Below are 15,718 nucleotides of genomic sequence, written 5' to 3'. Positions count from 1 at the left end.
GGGGTCAGGCCTCGGGGGCGGACGGGACGACGATCGCGGTGACCACCAGGCCGTGCTCGGCCAGCCAGCGGCCCGAGAAGCCGGTGAGCTTGGTGCCGTCCACCACGGGGCCGGGCACCAGGAGGCGCGCCTCGAACGTGCCGGCGGCGGGGGCGATCTCCACCACGGCCTCCTCGAACCCGAGCCAGCGGCCGGTCAGGGGGAACCACGCCTTGTACACCGACTCCTTGGCGCTGAACAGCAGCTTGTCCCAGCACATCCGGGCGTCCTCGGCGGCCAGCGCACGCAGGAGCTCCTGCTCCTCGGGGAGCGCGACCTCGCCGAGCACGCCGGGGGGCAGGGGGCCGTCCGGCTCGGCGTCGATGCCGATGGACGTCACCTGCCCGGCGCGGCCGAGCACCGCGGCGCGGTAGCCCGTGCAGTGGGTCATGCTGCCCACCACGCCGTCCGGCCACCGCGGCTCGCCGCGTGGGCCGGGCAGCACCGGGGCCGCGGCCACCCCCAGGGCGGCCATGGCGCGCCGCGCGCACAGGCGCGCCGTGGCGAACTCCCTGCGCCGCTTGTCCACGGCCCGGCTGATGACGGCCTCCTCCTCAGGGAACAGCACGGCCGGCGGGTCGTCGAAGGACTCGGCCGCGACGACGCTCTGGGGCAGGATGGCGTCGATCACGCTCCGGTCCCTCCGTCCGCGGCGGGCAGCACACAGCGCAGGGCCTTGGCGCCGTCGAAACCGTACATGCGCCGCTCCCTCGGGTAGCCCAGTGAGACCTCCTCGAAGCGCACCCCGTCGTACCACGTGGTGCGGGGGATGTGCAGGTGGCCGTACACCACGGCGGCGGCGTTGTAGCGCAGGTGCCAGTCGGCGGTCTCGACCGTGCCGCACCACTGGGCGAACTGCGGGTACCGCAGCACCTCGGTGGGGTGGCGGGTGAGCGGCCAGTGGTTGATGAGGACGGTGGGGAGGTCGGGGTCGCGCGCGTCCAGCCTGATCTCGGTCTCCCGCAGCCGGGCCCGGCACCAGGCGTCCCGCGTGGGGTGCGGGTCGGGGTGCAGCACGAACTCGTCGGTGCAGACGATGCCGGTCTCCTGCGCCCACGCCATCGCCTCCTCCTTGGAGAGGTCCGGCGGGCGGAACGTGTAGTCGTACAGGGTGAACAGCGGCGCGATCGTCACCGGCCCGCCCGGGCCGTCGTACACGAGGTAGGGATCCTCGGGGGTGACCACGCCGAGGCTCCGGCACATCTCGACCAGAAGGCGGTAGCGCTCCACGCCGCGCGCCCGCACCGGGTCGTCGCGCACCGTCCACAACTCGTGGTTGCCCGGCGCCCAGACGACCTTCGCGAAACGCTCGGTCAGCAGGCGCAGCGCCCATTCGATGTCGGCGAAGAACTCGCCGACGTCCCCGGCGACCAGCAGCCAGTCGTCCTCGGACTCGGGGCGTAACTGCTGCACGATCTCGCGGTTCTCCGGATAGGCGACATGAAGGTCGCTGATCGCCATCAGCCGTCCGCTGGGCCCGCCGCCGATCGTCACACGGCGATCGTAACCGTGCCCGGACGGCCGTGGGCGGCGCGGCCGGATACCGTTTCCCCATGAGCGCCACCCTTGTCGCCAAGGAACTCGCCGCAGGGCACGGCGACCGGTCCCTGTTCTCCGGCCTCGATCTCGTCGTCGCGCCCGGGGACGTGATCGGGCTGGTCGGTGTGAACGGCGCCGGGAAGTCGACGCTGCTGCGCATGCTGGCCGGGCTGGCCGCGCCCGAGCACGGCACCGTGCGGCTCACGCCCGCCACGGCCGCCGTCGGCTATCTGCCGCAGGAGCCCGACCGCCGCCCCGGGGAGACCGTCGACGCCTTCCTCGCCCGCCGCACCGGTGTCGCCGACGCCCAGCGCGACCTGGACGCCGCCACCGAGGGCTTGGTGGCGGGCACGCCCGGCGCCGACGACGCGTACTCGGCCGCGCTGGAGCGCTGGCTCGCGCTCGGCGGCGCCGACCTCGCCGAGCGTGCCGTGCAGGTGGCCGACGAGCTCGGGCTGGACGTCGGTCTCGACCGCCCGATGACCGCGCTGTCCGGCGGGCAGGCCGCCCGGGCCGGGCTCGCGTCGCTGCTGCTCAGCCGGTACGACGTGTTCCTGCTCGACGAGCCGACCAACGACCTCGACCTCGACGGCCTGGAACGGCTGGAGCGCTTCGTCACCGGCCTGCGTCCCGGCACGGTGGTGGTCAGCCACGACCGCGAGTTCCTCGCGCGGACCGTGAACTCCGTGGTGGAGATCGACCTGCCCCAGCAGCAGATCAACGTGTACGGCGGCGGCTACGAGGCGTACCTCACCGAACGCGAGGTCGCCCGCAGGCACGCCCGCGCCGAGTACGAGGAGTACGCCGACACCCGCGCGGCCCTGGAGTCGCGTGCCCGCACGCAGCGCGCGTGGATGGAGAAGGGCGTCAAGAACGCCCGCCGCAAGGCGCCCGACAACGACAAGATCGGCAAGCGCTTCCGCACCGAGTCCACCGAGAAGCAGGCGGCCAAGGCCCGCCAGACCGAGCGCATGATCGAACGCCTGGACACGGTCGAGGAGCCCCGCAAGGAGTGGGAGCTCCGCATGCAGATCGCCGCCGCCCCCCGCTCCGGTGCCGTCGTCGCCACCCTGCGCGACGCCGTGGTCCAGCGGGGGTCCTTCACGCTCGGCCCCGTCAACCTCCAGATCTCCTGGGCCGACCGCGTGGCCGTCACCGGCGCCAACGGCTCGGGCAAGACCACGTTGATCTCCGCTCTCCTGTCCCGCACGCCCCTGACCAGCGGCCAGGCCACCCTGGGGCCCGGCGTGACGGTCGGCGAGATCGACCAGACCCGGGCACTCTTCATGGGCGACACCCCTCTGATGGACGCCTTCGCCCCCCACGTCCCCGGCCTCGTCCCCGGCGACATCCGCACCCTGCTGGCCAAGTTCGCCCTGAGAGCCGACCACGTCAGGCGCCCCGCCGCCACCCTCTCGCCCGGCGAACGCACCCGCGCCGCCCTGGCCCTCCTCCAGGCCAAGGGCGTGAATCTCCTGGTCCTGGACGAACCCACCAACCACCTGGACCTCGCCGCCATCGAGCAACTCGAATCGGCCCTGAGCACCTACCAGGGCACCCTCCTGCTGGTGACCCACGACCGCAGGATGCTGAAGGCCGTCCACACGACACGCCACCTCCACGTCTCCGAGGGCACCGTCACCGAGTCCACCCCCGCCTGACCCCGTCCCGGCCGCCGCTTTCCGACAAAGGGGTGCTGTTCGTGTGTCATCGCGGGCCGCTGCTTCGTTCGTAGATTCCGAGAGAGCGGATACCACTGGTGGTGGTGGTAAAGAAGCGGAAAGGGGCGGTATGTCAGGCGTCTCGGGAGTTATCGAGATTTCTGAGGTCTTGCATCGCACGTTCTTCCGGGCGTTGTCCCTGCTCACACCCGGACGGCAGGGGGCCCTGTTACGGCGGTACTTCGATTGGTGGCATCGGAGGCCCGATCCGTGGAACCTCGGGACCGACGGGTACGAGCGGCACAAGTACGCGACGACGCTCGGGCGGCTGCCCGCCCGGCCGTACCGGCGGATCCTGGAGGTGGGCTGCGCCGAGGGGGTGTTCACCGAACTGCTGATGGCGGCGCACCCGGGCGCGGAGATCACCGGGATCGACATCTCGGAGCGGGCGCTCGACCGGGCGCGCAGCCGGATCGGGGACGTGCCGCGGGTACGGTTCGAACAGGCCGACATCCTTGAGCACCGTGCCCCGCACGGTTTCGACCTCGTGGTGTGCGCCGAGACGCTGTACTACATCGGACGGGACGACCGCCTGCGCCAGGCCAGCGCGCGGCTGTGCGGGATGCTCGCGCCCGGCGGGCTGCTGGTGCTGGTGCACCCCTGGCCGGAGTCGCGGCGGCTGCACCGGCACGTCGGCGCCGACCTCACGGTGACGCCGCTCACCGAGCACGTCGACACCGGCACCCACCGGCCGTTCAGCGTCGCCCTGTACCAGGCCGGCCCCCTGGACTCGGCGGCCGGCCTGTCAGCGTGACCCGACGGGGTCAGTCCTCCTCGTCGCCCTCGAAGAAGTCGCCGATCTCGTCGACGGCCTCGGCGGCGAGGAAACCCCCGGCCACCCCGGCCGCACCGGCGGCGGCCACGCCCCCGAGACCCACGCCGCCGTGGTGGCCGTGGTGCGGGTCGTGGTGCCCGCCGTGCCCGCCGGGGGCGTACCGCTGCAGGCCGCCCAGCCAGGCGTTGATCTCGGCCGCCCAGTCGCGGCCCGCGGCGTCCTGGTGGGTGGTCTGCCAGCGGGCGACGGCGTCACCGCCGCCCTCGCCGAAGCGGCCGCCGCGCTTGTCGGCCTCCAGGATGACGTCCATGCCGCCGGGGTTCGTGACGAAGGTCAGCTCCACCTCGTTGATCTGGCCCTGGTACGCGGGCGGCGGGAAGAACTCGATCTCCTGGTAGAACGGGAGCTGCTGGCTCACCCCGAAGATGTGCCCGATCTCCAGGTCCGCGCTCCTGAAGGCGAAGCCGAGCCGCGCGAGCGCCTCCAGCACGGCCTCCTGTGCGGGCGTCGGCGCCACCTGGAACGCGTCGAGGTCACCCTTGTCCACGGCCTTCGCGATGGCCAGCTCGGTGCGCACGCCCATGGACATGCCGCGCAGGGGCTGCCCCATCACCTCGGTGACCGGCGTCTCCCACGGCACGGGAAGCTGGAACGGCAGCACACGGTCCTCGCCCTTGCGCAGGGTGAACGGCCCCATGACCTGGCCGTGGAAGAACTCCACCACGCCGACGTGCTCGTCGTCCCCCTGCTCGGCCTCCACACCGGTGACCAGGCCGAGCGCGACGTGCTCGATCTCGGCGTCGACGTCACCGCCCTTGATCCGCACCTCGCCGGTCAGCGTCCCGCCCGGTCGCACGCGCGTGGTGGCCAGCACGGTGTCCACCGAAGGGGCGCCGACGCCGAGGGCGCTCAGCATGCGTTTGAAGACCACGGGTTCCTCTTTCTGTGTCGAGGCGATGAGAACGATCCCAGGAACGAGCGGCACCAGGCGGCGGTTCCCGTTCCGCGGCCGCGCGGCGCGCCTTTCCCTGACACGGAAAATTCTCGTGCAGGCGGTGAACCGGTGGGCGCCGTCCCGCGTACCTCCTTCCGTGTTCGACGTCCGGAAGAGGCGGATCCCGGCCGCGGCCGGGCTGGCCGCCGCCGTGTTGCTGGCCTTTCAGGCGGGTGCCGCCGCCGACCCGCGTCCCACCGTCGCGCAGGCAAGGGCGAGGCTCGCCCAGCTGAACGACAAGGCGGACGCGATGGTCGAGCGGTTCAACACCGTCAACGAGAAGTACAAAGCAGCCCGGAAGAAGTACGAGCGGCTGAACCGGGAGTACACCGCCGAACAGGCCAAGGTGGACGACCTGCGGGAGAGCGTCGTGTCCGCCGCGTCCGGCATGTACCAGTACGGCGGTCTGTCGTCGGTGGCGGGCATCGTGTCCCGCGACGACCCCGCCGGCCTGCTGGCGGGACTCGCCGTGGCCGGGCAGGTGTCCGCGGGCCAGGCACAGACGCTGACCGAGTTCGACGAGGCCACCAAGGGCCTGCGTGTCCGCCGGGCGAGCGCCAGGACCGCCTACGACGACCTCGGGGACCTGCTGGATGATGTCGCCAAGGAGAGGAAGAAGGTCGAGAAGCTGGTGGGGGAGCAGGAGGACCTGCTGCGCCGCCTCAACCAGTTCAACGCCGGCGACCCTGACAGCAAGGGCATCACCTACGACGGCCCCGCGAGCGGCAGCGCACGCAAGGCGCTCCAGTTCGCGTACGCCCAGGTGGGCAAGCCGTACCGCTACGGCGCCACCGGCCCCGGCTCGTACGACTGCTCCGGCCTCGCCCAGGCGGCCTGGTCCGCGGCGGGCGTGAAACTGCCCCGCACCACCTACCAGCAATGGGCCTGGGGCGCCTCCCGACGCGTGTCGATGAACTCCCTGGAACCCGGCGACCTGGTCTTCAGCAGCGGCCTCGGCCACATGGGCATCTACGCCGGCGACGGCAAGATGGTCCACGCCCCCCGCACCGGCGACGTGGTGAAGGTCGTCACCCTGTCCTCCTACGGCACCTCCCGCTTCGTCGGCGCCGTCCGCCCCTGACCGGCGCTCACCCGCCCCTTTCCGGACTTAGACTCCAGACCGGTTGACTTGCCGGAAATCTGGCCGGGAGGGGGAGAATCGTGACGCCGACCACCGCCGGGTACCGTGCCGCTCCGGCTCCGAGGTCAGCCCCTTCGAGCTGGAAAGCGTGCTTGTCAGGCACCTCGCCCGCCGCCGAGGGCGCCGTCGTGCCCGCCCCCGGCCCGGTACGCCCCGCGGTCCCCACGGTGTACCGCGCCCTCGGCCCGGGCCATGCCCCCACAGAGGAGAGCGCCATGTCGATCCTGCGTCACCCCCGCGAGGCCGCCCACGGCGGCTCGGCCACCGGGTACCGCGACGACCTGCTGACGTCCGCGGGCCCCATCACCCCGCCGCCGATCAAGCCGCCGTCCCCCCTCACCCCCGGCCCGATCACCCCGCCGCCGATCAAGCCGCCGTCGCCGCTGACCCCCGGCCCCATCACCCCTCCCAAGCGGGCATGACGGTCACCCCGCAGGAGATCGGGCTGCTCCGCCTGGTGGCCCAGCGCATCGCGGGCCCCGGGGAGGCCACCCCCGCCGACGTGGTGCGCCTGCTCGGCGCCATGCAGGCGCAGGACCCGGCCGGGGCCGTCACGTCGGTGGCGCTGCGCACCGAGGGCGGCACCCGGCGGGCCGTCCAGGACGCCTGCGACGCCGGCGAGATCGTCAAGAGCTGGCCCATGCGCGGCACCCTCCACCTGGTCGCCGCCGAGGACCTCCCGTGGCTGCTCCCTTTGACCACCCCTCGCGTGGTGAGCGGATCCGCCGCCCGCCGCGCCCAGCTCGGCATCGACGACGCCACGGTGGCGAAGGCCCGCGAACTGGCCGAGGAGGCGCTGAGCGGCGGTGCCGTGACGCGGGCCGGCCTGCTGGACGCCTGGGAGAAGGGCGGCGTCGGGACCACCGGCCAGCGCGGCTACCACCTGATCGGCCACTTCGCCCAGACCGGCCTGGTGTGCTTCGGCCCCACCCTGGACGGCGACCAGGCGCTCGTGCTCGTCGACGAGTGGATCAGGAACCCCCGCCGGCTGGACCGCGACGAGGCCCTCGCCGAGCTGGCCACCCGCTACTTCCAGAGCCACGGCCCCGCCACCCTCAAGGACTTCGCACGCTGGGCGTACCTGCTCATGAAGGACGCCAGAACCGGCCTCACCCTGGCCCGCCCCCACCTCACCCACGTCGAGATGGACGGCACCGAGTACTTCATGTCCCCCGCCACCCCCGCCCGCCTGGCCGCGCACCGCGAGCAGGCCGAGTCCGTACACCTCCTGCCAGGTTTCGACGAGTACGTCCTCGGCTACCAGGACCGCTCCGCCGTCCTCGCCCCCGAGTTCGCCGACCACATCGTCCCCGGCGGCAACGGCGTCTTCCGCCCCACGATCGTGGCCTCCGGCCGCATCATCGGCACCTGGCGGCAAACCATCCGCACCAGGTCCCGCACCATCACCCCCACCCCCTTCACGATCTTCCCAACCGGCGTCCCTGAGGCCATCGAGACCGCCTACGCGGCTCTCCCGTGAGGCCCCGGCCCCCTCTCTCAGAGTGAGCCGGGCCGCCGGGAAACCAGCGGACACCTGACGCCCCCTCCTTGCCACAGCCGTCGAGCGGCGCCTGCCATGCCTATGGCAGGGGCCCGTCTTCGAGCGTGGCGAGACGTCCGGCGAGGTCGGTGGCACGCTCGTCGTTCACGGATCGGTAGAGAGTGAGCGCACGGGTCCAGGCTTCCCGGGCTCCGGTTATGTCGCCGGATCGTTCGAGTAGTTCGCCCAGTGGTGCGAGGGCCATGGCCTCGCTGCGTTCGTCGCCGAACTCGCGAAACACCCGGGCCGCCTCACGTAGTTGTGGCAGCGAGTCCCGTTGGTCACCGGATTCCCGAAGGCCGTCGGCCAGCGCCAGCCGTCCCCAGGCGACAGTCCATCGGTCGCCGATCTCCTCGAAGATCGCAATCGCCTGCCGCCCGAAGCCCACCGCGTCGCCGGGCTCGCCGAGTGCCCGGGCCGACCTGCCGAGGCTCAGGAGCGCCATTCCCTCACCGCGCCGGACCCCCGCCTCCCGGAAGACCCGCAACGCGGCCAGGAACAACTCATGGGCTCCCGGATGCTGCCCGCGCGATTCCATGACGAGCCCGAGCCCGCGTAGGGCGAAGCCCTCCAGCCACCCGACGGCCAGCTCCCGTCCGAGGTCCGCGGCCTTCCGATAGCTCTCCGCGGCATCGCCGAGCCGCCCGAGGCGGCGTTCGGCGTCGCCCAGCATCACCCGGTTGCAGGCCTCGCCGAACGCATCGCCGAGAGCGAGCGCGGCGGCAAGGCCGATGCGGTGGCTTTCCTTCCCTTCGGACCAGTTCGAGTTCAGCTCGAAGAAGCCGGTGGTGACCACGGCCAGCTTCCACGCGATGTCGTACTGGCCGTGGTCCATGGCCGTGTTCAGCGCGGCCATGATGTTGCCACGTTCGGCGACGAACCACCGCATGGCCACGGGACCACCGCTCAGGCCCTCAGGCAGCTCGATCTCGGCGGCCGGAACCATGGGGATGGTTGGAGAATACGGTAGGAGAACCTTTCTCCCGGCTTCTGCGGCATGCAGGTACCAGCTCAACATCCGCCGCAGTGCCAATGTCCGTTCATGGAGGGTTTCCTCCGCGGCGGTGCGTTCGGTCGCGTACGCGCGCAGCAAGTCGTGGAGATAAAAGCGGTAGGCCGACACCTCCTGCAGCAGATGCACGTCGACGAGCGCCCGCAACCGCCGCCTGGTCGTCCGGACATCGCTCCCGGTCAAAGCCGCGACAGCCTCTGTTCCCATCTCGGACCCCGCGTGAAGACTCAGCAGCCGGTACGTCCGGCGCAATTCCGGAGACAGTGCGCTGTAGGACCAGGAGAAGACCGCGCGTACGTCGCTCAACTCGTCCTCGTCCGTGGCGAGCGCGTCGAGCCGATTCTGTTCCGCGGCCACTTCCTCGGCGATTTCATGCAGGGAGAGGCGTGGTCGGCTCGCGGCACGTTCGGCGGTGATTCTCAGGGCGAGTGGCAGATATCCGCACAGCCCGGCGATGTCGCGCGCGGCATCGGGCTCGGCTTCGATGCGTTCGCGCCCTATGAGCTCGGACAGCAGCCGCACCGACTCCTCTGGCGACAGTACGTCCAAGATCACACGCACGGCCCCCTCCCGTACCACTACGCCGGGGAGAGTACTCCGGCTGGTGACCACGGCAAAGCATTGGCGAGTCGCGGGCAGTAGACGCCGTACCTGCTGAGACGAGGCGACATTATCGATGATAACGAGGATCCGTCTCGCGTCGAGGATCGAACGGAATAGCGAAGCCCGCCCCTCCAGGTCGGCCGGGATGTTGTCAGGGGATATGTCCAAAGCGCGCAGGAAGTGGTCGAGCGCATATTCCGGAGTTATGGCGATGCCTGGCCCGTAGCCCTGCATGTCCACGTATAACTCCCCGTCGGGGAACTGTGCGCGTACGCGATGCGCCCAGTGGACGGCCAGTGCCGTCTTGCCCACACCGGGAGGGCCCGCGATCGCGCAGACCGCGACGGCGCTCGTCCCGGCATCGGCGGCGTTCCGGACCGCTCGCAGTGTGCCGTCCAGTTCACTCAATTCCCGTAACCGATTGGTGAAGCCGGGCGGGACCAGTGGAAGTTGGTGGGGAGGAGGCAACGATCTCCGCGTCCCGTGCATGTGGACGTCCCCGTGCACGACCCCGGCTTGCACGACGGCGTCGGCCTCGCCGGAGAACTCGTTGGTCCCGCCTGACATCCGGGCTTACCGGTGAGTTTTGATCTTGAAGTGCGCGTCGAAACTTTGTGCGAAGTTCTCGTAGGAGACGGCCGTGTTCACCGCCAGGTCCCGCAAGTAGTTGGCTTGGATGATCCGCTTGGGATCTTCGATCAACTCCGCCCCGACGTACGAACCGTCGTTCTCGTAGTGCATCGCGACGAGACAGGAGGAATCGAACAGCCAGTAGTCGTAGCCGACCGGCAGATCAACCGGCCATTCGCCTTCCTCGACGGCGAGAATCTTGATGTTCTCACCGGCGTCCACGGTGTGCCGGTACCCCCAGGCGAACTCGAAACGCAGGTAGTCCGACAGTGGTGTCTTGACGACATGCACGCGGTGCATGAATTTGCCCGCGCGCTTCGCGGGGGTCACCACTCTGTCGATCCAAGGGTCGACGATCGAACGACCCTCGCCGTCGTTCTCGTCGTCCAGGAAGCGTGCGAACTCCTCCATCTCGGTGGGTACTCTGTATTCCTGGAGGGTTTCCAGCCGATATGCCGTGTACCTGAAGCTCTGGAACAACCTCCCGAGTTCCTCGCCGGGCAGGGGCTTGAAGTCGCGCCTCAAGCTACTGCTCCGCCCTGGGGTGGCTGAGGTACTGCTCGACGGCGCTGATGAGCAACTCGGGCCTGATGCGGATCGCGTTCTCGTCCGCCGGCATGGCGTGGAGTTCGGAGCGGGTGGCGTCGTCGATGATGTGGCCCTGGATGACCAACTCACCGGTGTCGCCGAGGTAAACGGTCGGGCAGTTGTCGCCTGCGCAGCCGTCTCCTGCCAGTCTGATCAGCTTCATGCTCCGCTCCTTAATCGGGATCGCATGATTTGAATCATTGTAATGACGCGCTACGTGCTTTTACAGCTTGCCGGTAAATCGCGGGAGCCGTATTTTTCTTCGGGTGGGACATAATTGAGTTTTCTGTCGAGGCACCATGTGTATATCTGAGGAAAATCACCTTGATGCCTCTCGTGGCCGTTGTGGAGCCCTGTGTGGAGTTGTGGGGTAAGTGGGAGTTGCGCGTAGTTACTCAGGCGAGGTACTTTTTACCCATGCAAGTAACAAGGGCTGGAGGGGCGAGTGGGCGGAAGAGTACGGTCGCCGGGGTCGCGCGGAGGGCGCAGATCGTGGAGGCGGCCATCGGGGTGATCGCGGAGCTCGGGTACAGCCAGGCGTCGTTCGCGCGGATCGCGGAGAGGGCCGGGTTGTCGAGCACGCGGCTGATCTCTTATCACTTCGAGGGGAAGGATGAGCTGATCACCCAGATCCTCGCCGAGGTGTACCGGGTCATGGGGGGGTTCATGGCCGAGCGGGTGCGGGGGAGGCGGTCGGCGGGGGAGGCGCTGGAGGCGTACATCAGGGGGCTGGTCGAGTTCATCGCCACGCATCGGGCGGAGATGCGGGCGTTGATGGAGATCTTTCTGAACTTCCGCGGGAAGGGGTCGTACGACGCGGCCACCGATCTCAGCGTGCTGGGGCATGTCGAGGAGATTCTGCGGCGGGGACAGCGGGACGGGGAGTTCCGGGAGTTCGACACGCGGGTGATGGCGGTGGTGGTACAGCGGTCGCTCGACGGGTTGCCGTTCCTGCTCGCGGCCGAGCCGGATCGTGACCTTCAGGGGTACGCGGACGAGTTGGTGACGACGTTCCGGCTCGCTACGAGGGGTCCGGGGTGACGAGGTACGGGGGGCGGCGGGACGGGGTCTTGTTCCTGTTCGATGTGGCGATGTCGGTGGCGTTCTACTACGTGTTGCGGGCGTCCGGGGTGGGGTACGAGGTCGCGCTGCTGGTCAGTTCGCTGGTGCCGGGGGTGAGCACGGTCGTCGAGGTGCGCAGGGGCGGGCGGCCGAACGCCATGACGGTGTTCGTGTTCACCGTGGTGCTGGTCGCGGCGGCCATCTCGTTCGCCAGTGACAACGTCCGCGTGCTGCTGGCCAGGGACGGCGTCTGCACGGCGGTGTTCGGGGTCTGGATGCTGCTCAGTGCGCGCGGGCCGCGGCCGATGGTCTCGGTGTTCACCCGCATGATCCTGGACGGGCGGCTCGGGCCGGGGCGGCCGCCGTGGGACGAGCTGTGGGAGCGGCTGCCGCGGTTCCGGCGCGCGTGGCGGGTCGCCACCGTCATCTGGGGCGTCGGGCTGTTGCTCGACTCCGTCGTGCGGATCGTCATGGCCGTCGCGTTGCCGGTGGACGTCGTGCCGGGGCTCAACGCCCTGCAGTACGCCGTCTTCATGGTCCTCATGCAGGTCGCGGCCAACGTGTACCTCGTCCCCACCGGCGTCTACAACCAGTGGTCCCCGATGTACGAGCCGCTGCGCGAGGTCCGGGCGGAGGCCGCCTGACGGGCCCTGGCCACGGCAGATGACGGACATCGCCGGTCGGCGGCACGTTTGAGATTCGTACCAGGGAAAGAGAGGGGGACGAGGAGCGAAGGAGGCAAATCCAATGACCATAGCCGGAAGCATCATCCTGATCATGCTGGGCGCCATCCTCACCTGGGCCGTCGAGTTCGACCTCGCCGGTGTCGACATCAACGTCGTCGGCGTGATCCTCATGCTCGGCGGTATCGTCGGCCTGCTGTTCGGTATCTGGCGCCTGACCAACGCGCGCCGTACCATCACCCGCACCACCGCCCCGGAGACCTACGCCACCCCGGTCACCCCCGTGGACCGCACGACGACCCGGGTCTACGAGGAGCGCCGATACGACGACCCGATGGTGTGACGCGGGCGGTTCGCTGCGACAAGTCATGACACAGTCGGCCAGAGGAACAGCCTTCGTCAACGTTCTGGCAGGTCGCGACCGGTAACTGCCACGCTGAGGACATGGGCCGGCGGTTTGAAGGAGGTAAGGATGCCTGGCAAGCAGGAACTCCCCTCGACGCTGGAGCGCTCGCCCAAGAAGGCCCAGGAGACCTGGATCAAGGCGCACGACTCGGCGGTCGAGACATACGGGGAGGGACAGCGCGCGCACCGTACGGCGTTCGCCGCGCTGAAGCACTCGTTCGAGAAGGTGGGCGACCACTGGGAGCCGAAGGGCCGCAAGGGCCCGTCCGACAAGCAGGCGGCCCGCAGCACTCCCAAGCCCGGCAAGACCGCTGAAGGCGTGGACGCCAACGCCTCCAAGAAGCACCTCTACGAGGTCGCGGCCAAGCTCGGCGTCCGGGGACGCTCCACCATGGACAAGAACGAGCTCGTGGAGGCCATCAAGAAGGCCAACCGCAGGGCCACCGCCAAGGCCCGCTGAGGTCCCCGCTTCCATCCCGCCCGCGGGTGCGCGTCCGGCGCGCCGCCCGCGGGCGGATGTGTGTCCGGGTGTTCCCCACCAGTGGCTTCAGGGGTCGTTAGAAGCCTCCCACCTGGGGTAGCGGGTGTCCAAGGCGAAGGAGGACAACGATGGCGGATATCAAGGACAACACCCATGACGCCGTGGCCGGCGTCAAGAAACACGCCGCAGACCTCGGTTCCGTGGCCGGCGAGAAGGCCGGCGAGCTGGCCTCCAAGGCACAGGCCAAGGCCGGCGACCTCGCCGCGGTGGCGGGGGAGAAGGCCGGTGACCTCGCGGCGAAGGCCGGTGACAAGGCCGGTGACCTCGCGCACAAGGCGGGGGACAAGGCCGGTGTGATCGTCTCGATCGCCGGGGACAAGGCCGGCGAGCTGGCAGGCAAGGCCGGGGAGCTGGCGGGCCGGGCCAAGGAGAACATGCCGCCCGAGGTGAAGGACACCGCGGACCGGGTGGTCACCCAGGCGAAGAACCGCCCCTGGGTGACGGCCGGTGTCGTGGCGGGCGCACTGCTGCTGTGGCGGATCGTGCGGAGGAAGAAGTCGTCGTGAGGAAGCTCGCCTACAAGTCCGTGTCCGCGCTCACCGGTATGGCCGGCGGCTATCTTTCCGGTGTGATCTTCAAGCAGGTCTGGAAGGTCGTGTCGGGCAAGAACGACGCGCCCGAGGCCAGGTCCCGCGAGTACGGCTGGGGCGAGGTCCTGGCCGCCGCGGCGGTCCAGGGTGCGATCTTCGGCGTGGTGAAGGCGGCACTCGACCGGGCCACCGCCCAGTCGATCGAGAGCAGCACAGGGACGTACCCCGGCGCATAGACCATCACCGCTGGGAGTCGCCGACGCGGGCGACGAAAGGGCGGGCGGCGGAGGAGGGACCGTCGCCCGCCCTTCGCGTGTCCCGGAGAGCACGGCCGGCCGAGTGTTCTGGGGAAGGCGGTCGGCCGCGCCTCCTGGAGAGGACGACCGGCCGGGTGTCCTGGCAAGGCGGTCGGCCGCGTCTCCTGGAGAGGACGACCGGCCGGGTGTCCTGGGACGACGGCCGGCCGCGTGTCCTGGAGACGACGGCCGGCCGGGTGTCTGGAGAAGACGACCGGCGCCGTGCCGCGCGGGAACCGCGCCGCGGGGAGGGCCGGCCGGAGCCGGCGCGTGCGAAAGGCGCTGACCCGTCCCCGATCACCGGGAGAGGGTCAGCGCCTGGGTGAACGTGTCAGCGGCGGCGTCCCAGCGCGGCCAGGGCCGCCGCCGCGATGCCGCCCGCGCCGGCCGCCAGCAGATGGTTGCGGTGCTGGGACAACCACACCTGAGGGCTGCGCGGCGTGGCCCGCTCGTCGAAGCTGCCGTGCGCCCCGTAGTCGCGGTCCTCGTCCGCGGGCTCCCACAGGTTGGACACCCCGCTCGGCCGCTCGTCGGTGAGCTGGGACTTCACCCCGTACGACCCGAGGTACCGGTCCAGCAGGCCCGGCACGAGCCGTTCGCCGAGGATGGTGCCCACGGTGCTGCCCCCCACCCAGTACTCCCGCCGGGACGGGTGCTCGGCCGCGTACACGATGGCCCGCGCCGCGACCTCCGGCTGGTAGATCGGCGGCACCGGCTGCGGGTGCCGCCGCAGCCGCGAGAGCACCCAGTCGAACTGCGGCGTGTTCACCGCCGGCAGGTGCACCATGGTGATGGTGATGCCGCTGCCCTCGTTGAGCAGCTCGGTGCGCACCGACTCGGTGAAGCCCTTGATGGCGTGTTTGGCCCCGCAGTAGGCCGACTGCAGGGGTATGCCGCGGTAGGCGAGCGCCGACCCGGTCTGCACGATGGCGCCCCGGTCGCGGGTCCGCATGCGCCGCAGCGCCGCCCGCGTGCCCCAGACGTAGCCGAGGTACGTCACGGCGGTGGTCCGCTCGAACTCCTCGGGCTCGATCTCGGTGAACCGGGCGAACACCGACGAGAACGCCACGTTGATCCAGACGTCGATCGGCCCGAGCTCTTTCTCGATGCTGTCTGCCGCCGCCTCCACCTGTACGTGGTCGGCGACGTCGGCCGGGAAGACCTTGGCGGTGCCGCCGAGGGTGCCCACCTCCGTCGCGGCGGTCGCGAGACCGGTCTCGCCGCGCGCGATGAGCGCGACCTTGGCTCCTTTGTCGCCGAGCAGGCGTACCACCGCGCGGCCGACACCGCCGCTGGCGCCGGTCACCACGACGACCTTTCCTTCCAGCACGTCGCCTCCTCTCAGGTCATGGACCTGGGACCGGCGCCGAGGCGCCGTTGCCGCCGGATCGCCAGCACGACGTCCACCACCGCCGCCACGGCGAGGACGGCGAGCACGACGCCCACTGCGGTGAAGCCCGCGACGAACGCCAGCACGCACAGCGCCAGCGCCAGGAAGATCGCGAAGGAACCGAGACGGATGTGCACCACGTCACGCGGTGTCGCCCGCACCATGGGCTTGCCCGTCTCCGACCGCTGTTCTGGAGTCTCACTCACTTTGTCGGCCCCCTTTCCCTTAC

Annotated in this window: 19 protein-coding genes; 11 read left to right on the top strand and 8 right to left on the bottom strand. The window is 70.2% G+C overall.

The genetic code is table 11. The features are described from left to right. Window positions 1-4 precede the first annotated feature (4 nt). Both ABGB17_RS05505 and ABGB17_RS05500 read right to left on the bottom strand, forming a co-directional pair. Window positions 5-670, bottom strand: a complete 666-nt coding sequence (locus ABGB17_RS05505; RefSeq protein WP_347626680.1) for a 4'-phosphopantetheinyl transferase superfamily protein — start codon at window positions 668-670, stop codon at window positions 5-7. After that, complete coding sequence (locus tag ABGB17_RS05500) at window positions 667-1,500, bottom strand: metallophosphoesterase (RefSeq protein ID WP_347626702.1); 834 nt, start codon at window positions 1,498-1,500, stop codon at window positions 667-669. The genes ABGB17_RS05505 and ABGB17_RS05500 overlap by 4 nt, the downstream gene beginning before the upstream one ends. Before the next feature lie 92 nt (window positions 1,501-1,592). Between ABGB17_RS05500 and ABGB17_RS05495 the strand changes: the two genes are divergently transcribed. Then, window positions 1,593-3,239: an ABC-F family ATP-binding cassette domain-containing protein gene (locus ABGB17_RS05495; RefSeq protein ID WP_347626679.1), complete on the top strand. Its 1,647-nt coding sequence runs from the start codon at window positions 1,593-1,595 to the stop codon at window positions 3,237-3,239. 169 nt (window positions 3,240-3,408) lie between these two features. Continuing rightward, window positions 3,409-4,053: a class I SAM-dependent methyltransferase gene (locus tag ABGB17_RS05490; protein ID WP_347626678.1), complete on the top strand. Its 645-nt coding sequence runs from the start codon at window positions 3,409-3,411 to the stop codon at window positions 4,051-4,053. A 10-nt stretch (window positions 4,054-4,063) separates the two neighbouring features. On the opposite strand, the gene ABGB17_RS05485 is transcribed toward ABGB17_RS05490, so the two are convergent. Further along, the gene (locus ABGB17_RS05485; RefSeq protein ID WP_347626677.1) at window positions 4,064-5,005 is read right to left on the bottom strand and encodes a sporulation protein; all 942 of its coding nucleotides are present in this window, start codon (window positions 5,003-5,005) and stop codon (window positions 4,064-4,066) included. Window positions 5,006-5,165: 160 nt separating this feature from the next. Between ABGB17_RS05485 and ABGB17_RS05480 the strand changes: the two genes are divergently transcribed. The 3 genes from ABGB17_RS05480 (at window position 5,166) to ABGB17_RS05470 (ending at window position 7,689) form a co-directional block, all read left to right on the top strand. Beyond that, entirely contained in the window at window positions 5,166-6,149 is a 984-nt protein-coding gene (locus ABGB17_RS05480; RefSeq protein ID WP_347626676.1) for a C40 family peptidase, read from the top strand. Window positions 6,150-6,301: 152 nt separating this feature from the next. Beyond that, window positions 6,302-6,631: a hypothetical protein gene (locus ABGB17_RS05475; RefSeq protein WP_347626675.1), complete on the top strand. Its 330-nt coding sequence runs from the start codon at window positions 6,302-6,304 to the stop codon at window positions 6,629-6,631. Next, window positions 6,628-7,689 carry a winged helix DNA-binding domain-containing protein gene (locus ABGB17_RS05470; RefSeq protein ID WP_347626674.1) on the top strand — a complete coding sequence of 354 codons (1,062 nt, stop codon included), beginning with the start codon at window positions 6,628-6,630 and terminating at the stop codon, window positions 7,687-7,689. Before ABGB17_RS05475 ends, ABGB17_RS05470 begins: the two co-directional genes overlap by 4 nt. Window positions 7,690-7,789: 100 nt before the next feature. On the opposite strand, the gene ABGB17_RS05465 is transcribed toward ABGB17_RS05470, so the two are convergent. The 3 genes from ABGB17_RS05465 to ABGB17_RS05455 all read right to left on the bottom strand — a co-directional run bounded on the left by ABGB17_RS05465 (window position 7,790) and on the right by ABGB17_RS05455 (window position 10,745). Beyond that, a complete protein-coding gene (locus ABGB17_RS05465) occupies window positions 7,790-9,772 on the bottom strand; it encodes a tetratricopeptide repeat protein (protein ID WP_347626673.1) in 1,983 nt (660 codons plus the stop codon). 165 nt (window positions 9,773-9,937) lie between these two features. Then, on the bottom strand, window positions 9,938-10,519 hold the full coding sequence (locus tag ABGB17_RS05460; protein WP_347626672.1) for a DUF6879 family protein: 582 nt from the start codon (window positions 10,517-10,519) through the stop codon (window positions 9,938-9,940). A gap of 1 nt (window position 10,520) precedes the next feature. Further along, the gene (locus tag ABGB17_RS05455; protein ID WP_347626671.1) at window positions 10,521-10,745 is read right to left on the bottom strand and encodes a hypothetical protein; all 225 of its coding nucleotides are present in this window, start codon (window positions 10,743-10,745) and stop codon (window positions 10,521-10,523) included. A 164-nt stretch (window positions 10,746-10,909) separates the two neighbouring features. Here ABGB17_RS05455 and ABGB17_RS05450 point away from each other — a divergent pair, with 164 nt between their 5' ends. From ABGB17_RS05450 to ABGB17_RS05425, 6 genes are all read left to right on the top strand, one after another. Next, window positions 10,910-11,623, top strand: a complete 714-nt coding sequence (locus tag ABGB17_RS05450; protein ID WP_347626670.1) for a TetR family transcriptional regulator — start codon at window positions 10,910-10,912, stop codon at window positions 11,621-11,623. Further along, the gene (locus tag ABGB17_RS05445) at window positions 11,620-12,288 is read left to right on the top strand and encodes a VC0807 family protein (protein ID WP_347626669.1); all 669 of its coding nucleotides are present in this window, start codon (window positions 11,620-11,622) and stop codon (window positions 12,286-12,288) included. The genes ABGB17_RS05450 and ABGB17_RS05445 overlap by 4 nt, the downstream gene beginning before the upstream one ends. 103 nt (window positions 12,289-12,391) lie before the next feature. Beyond that, a complete protein-coding gene (locus ABGB17_RS05440) occupies window positions 12,392-12,670 on the top strand; it encodes a DUF6458 family protein (protein ID WP_347626668.1) in 279 nt (92 codons plus the stop codon). 129 nt (window positions 12,671-12,799) lie between these two features. Next, window positions 12,800-13,192 carry a ChaB family protein gene (locus ABGB17_RS05435; protein ID WP_347626667.1) on the top strand — a complete coding sequence of 131 codons (393 nt, stop codon included), beginning with the start codon at window positions 12,800-12,802 and terminating at the stop codon, window positions 13,190-13,192. Window positions 13,193-13,341: 149 nt separating this feature from the next. After that, a complete protein-coding gene (locus ABGB17_RS05430) occupies window positions 13,342-13,779 on the top strand; it encodes a hypothetical protein (RefSeq protein WP_347626666.1) in 438 nt (145 codons plus the stop codon). Further along, complete coding sequence (locus ABGB17_RS05425) at window positions 13,776-14,039, top strand: DUF4235 domain-containing protein (RefSeq protein ID WP_347626665.1); 264 nt, start codon at window positions 13,776-13,778, stop codon at window positions 14,037-14,039. Before ABGB17_RS05430 ends, ABGB17_RS05425 begins: the two co-directional genes overlap by 4 nt. Window positions 14,040-14,430: 391 nt before the next feature. On the opposite strand, the gene ABGB17_RS05420 is transcribed toward ABGB17_RS05425, so the two are convergent. Together ABGB17_RS05420 and ABGB17_RS05415 are read right to left on the bottom strand one after the other, a co-directional pair. After that, on the bottom strand, window positions 14,431-15,429 hold the full coding sequence (locus tag ABGB17_RS05420; protein ID WP_347626664.1) for an SDR family oxidoreductase: 999 nt from the start codon (window positions 15,427-15,429) through the stop codon (window positions 14,431-14,433). 11 nt (window positions 15,430-15,440) lie between these two features. Then, window positions 15,441-15,695: a hypothetical protein gene (locus ABGB17_RS05415; protein ID WP_347626663.1), complete on the bottom strand. Its 255-nt coding sequence runs from the start codon at window positions 15,693-15,695 to the stop codon at window positions 15,441-15,443. Between the last annotated feature and the right edge of the window lie 23 nt (window positions 15,696-15,718).

Source organism: Sphaerisporangium sp. B11E5, from assembly GCF_039871875.1.
Classification (GTDB): domain Bacteria; phylum Actinomycetota; class Actinomycetes; order Streptosporangiales; family Streptosporangiaceae; genus Sphaerisporangium.
The sequence above is the reverse complement of the archived record's forward strand: the minus strand, read 5'-3'. Positions and strand labels throughout refer to the sequence as shown.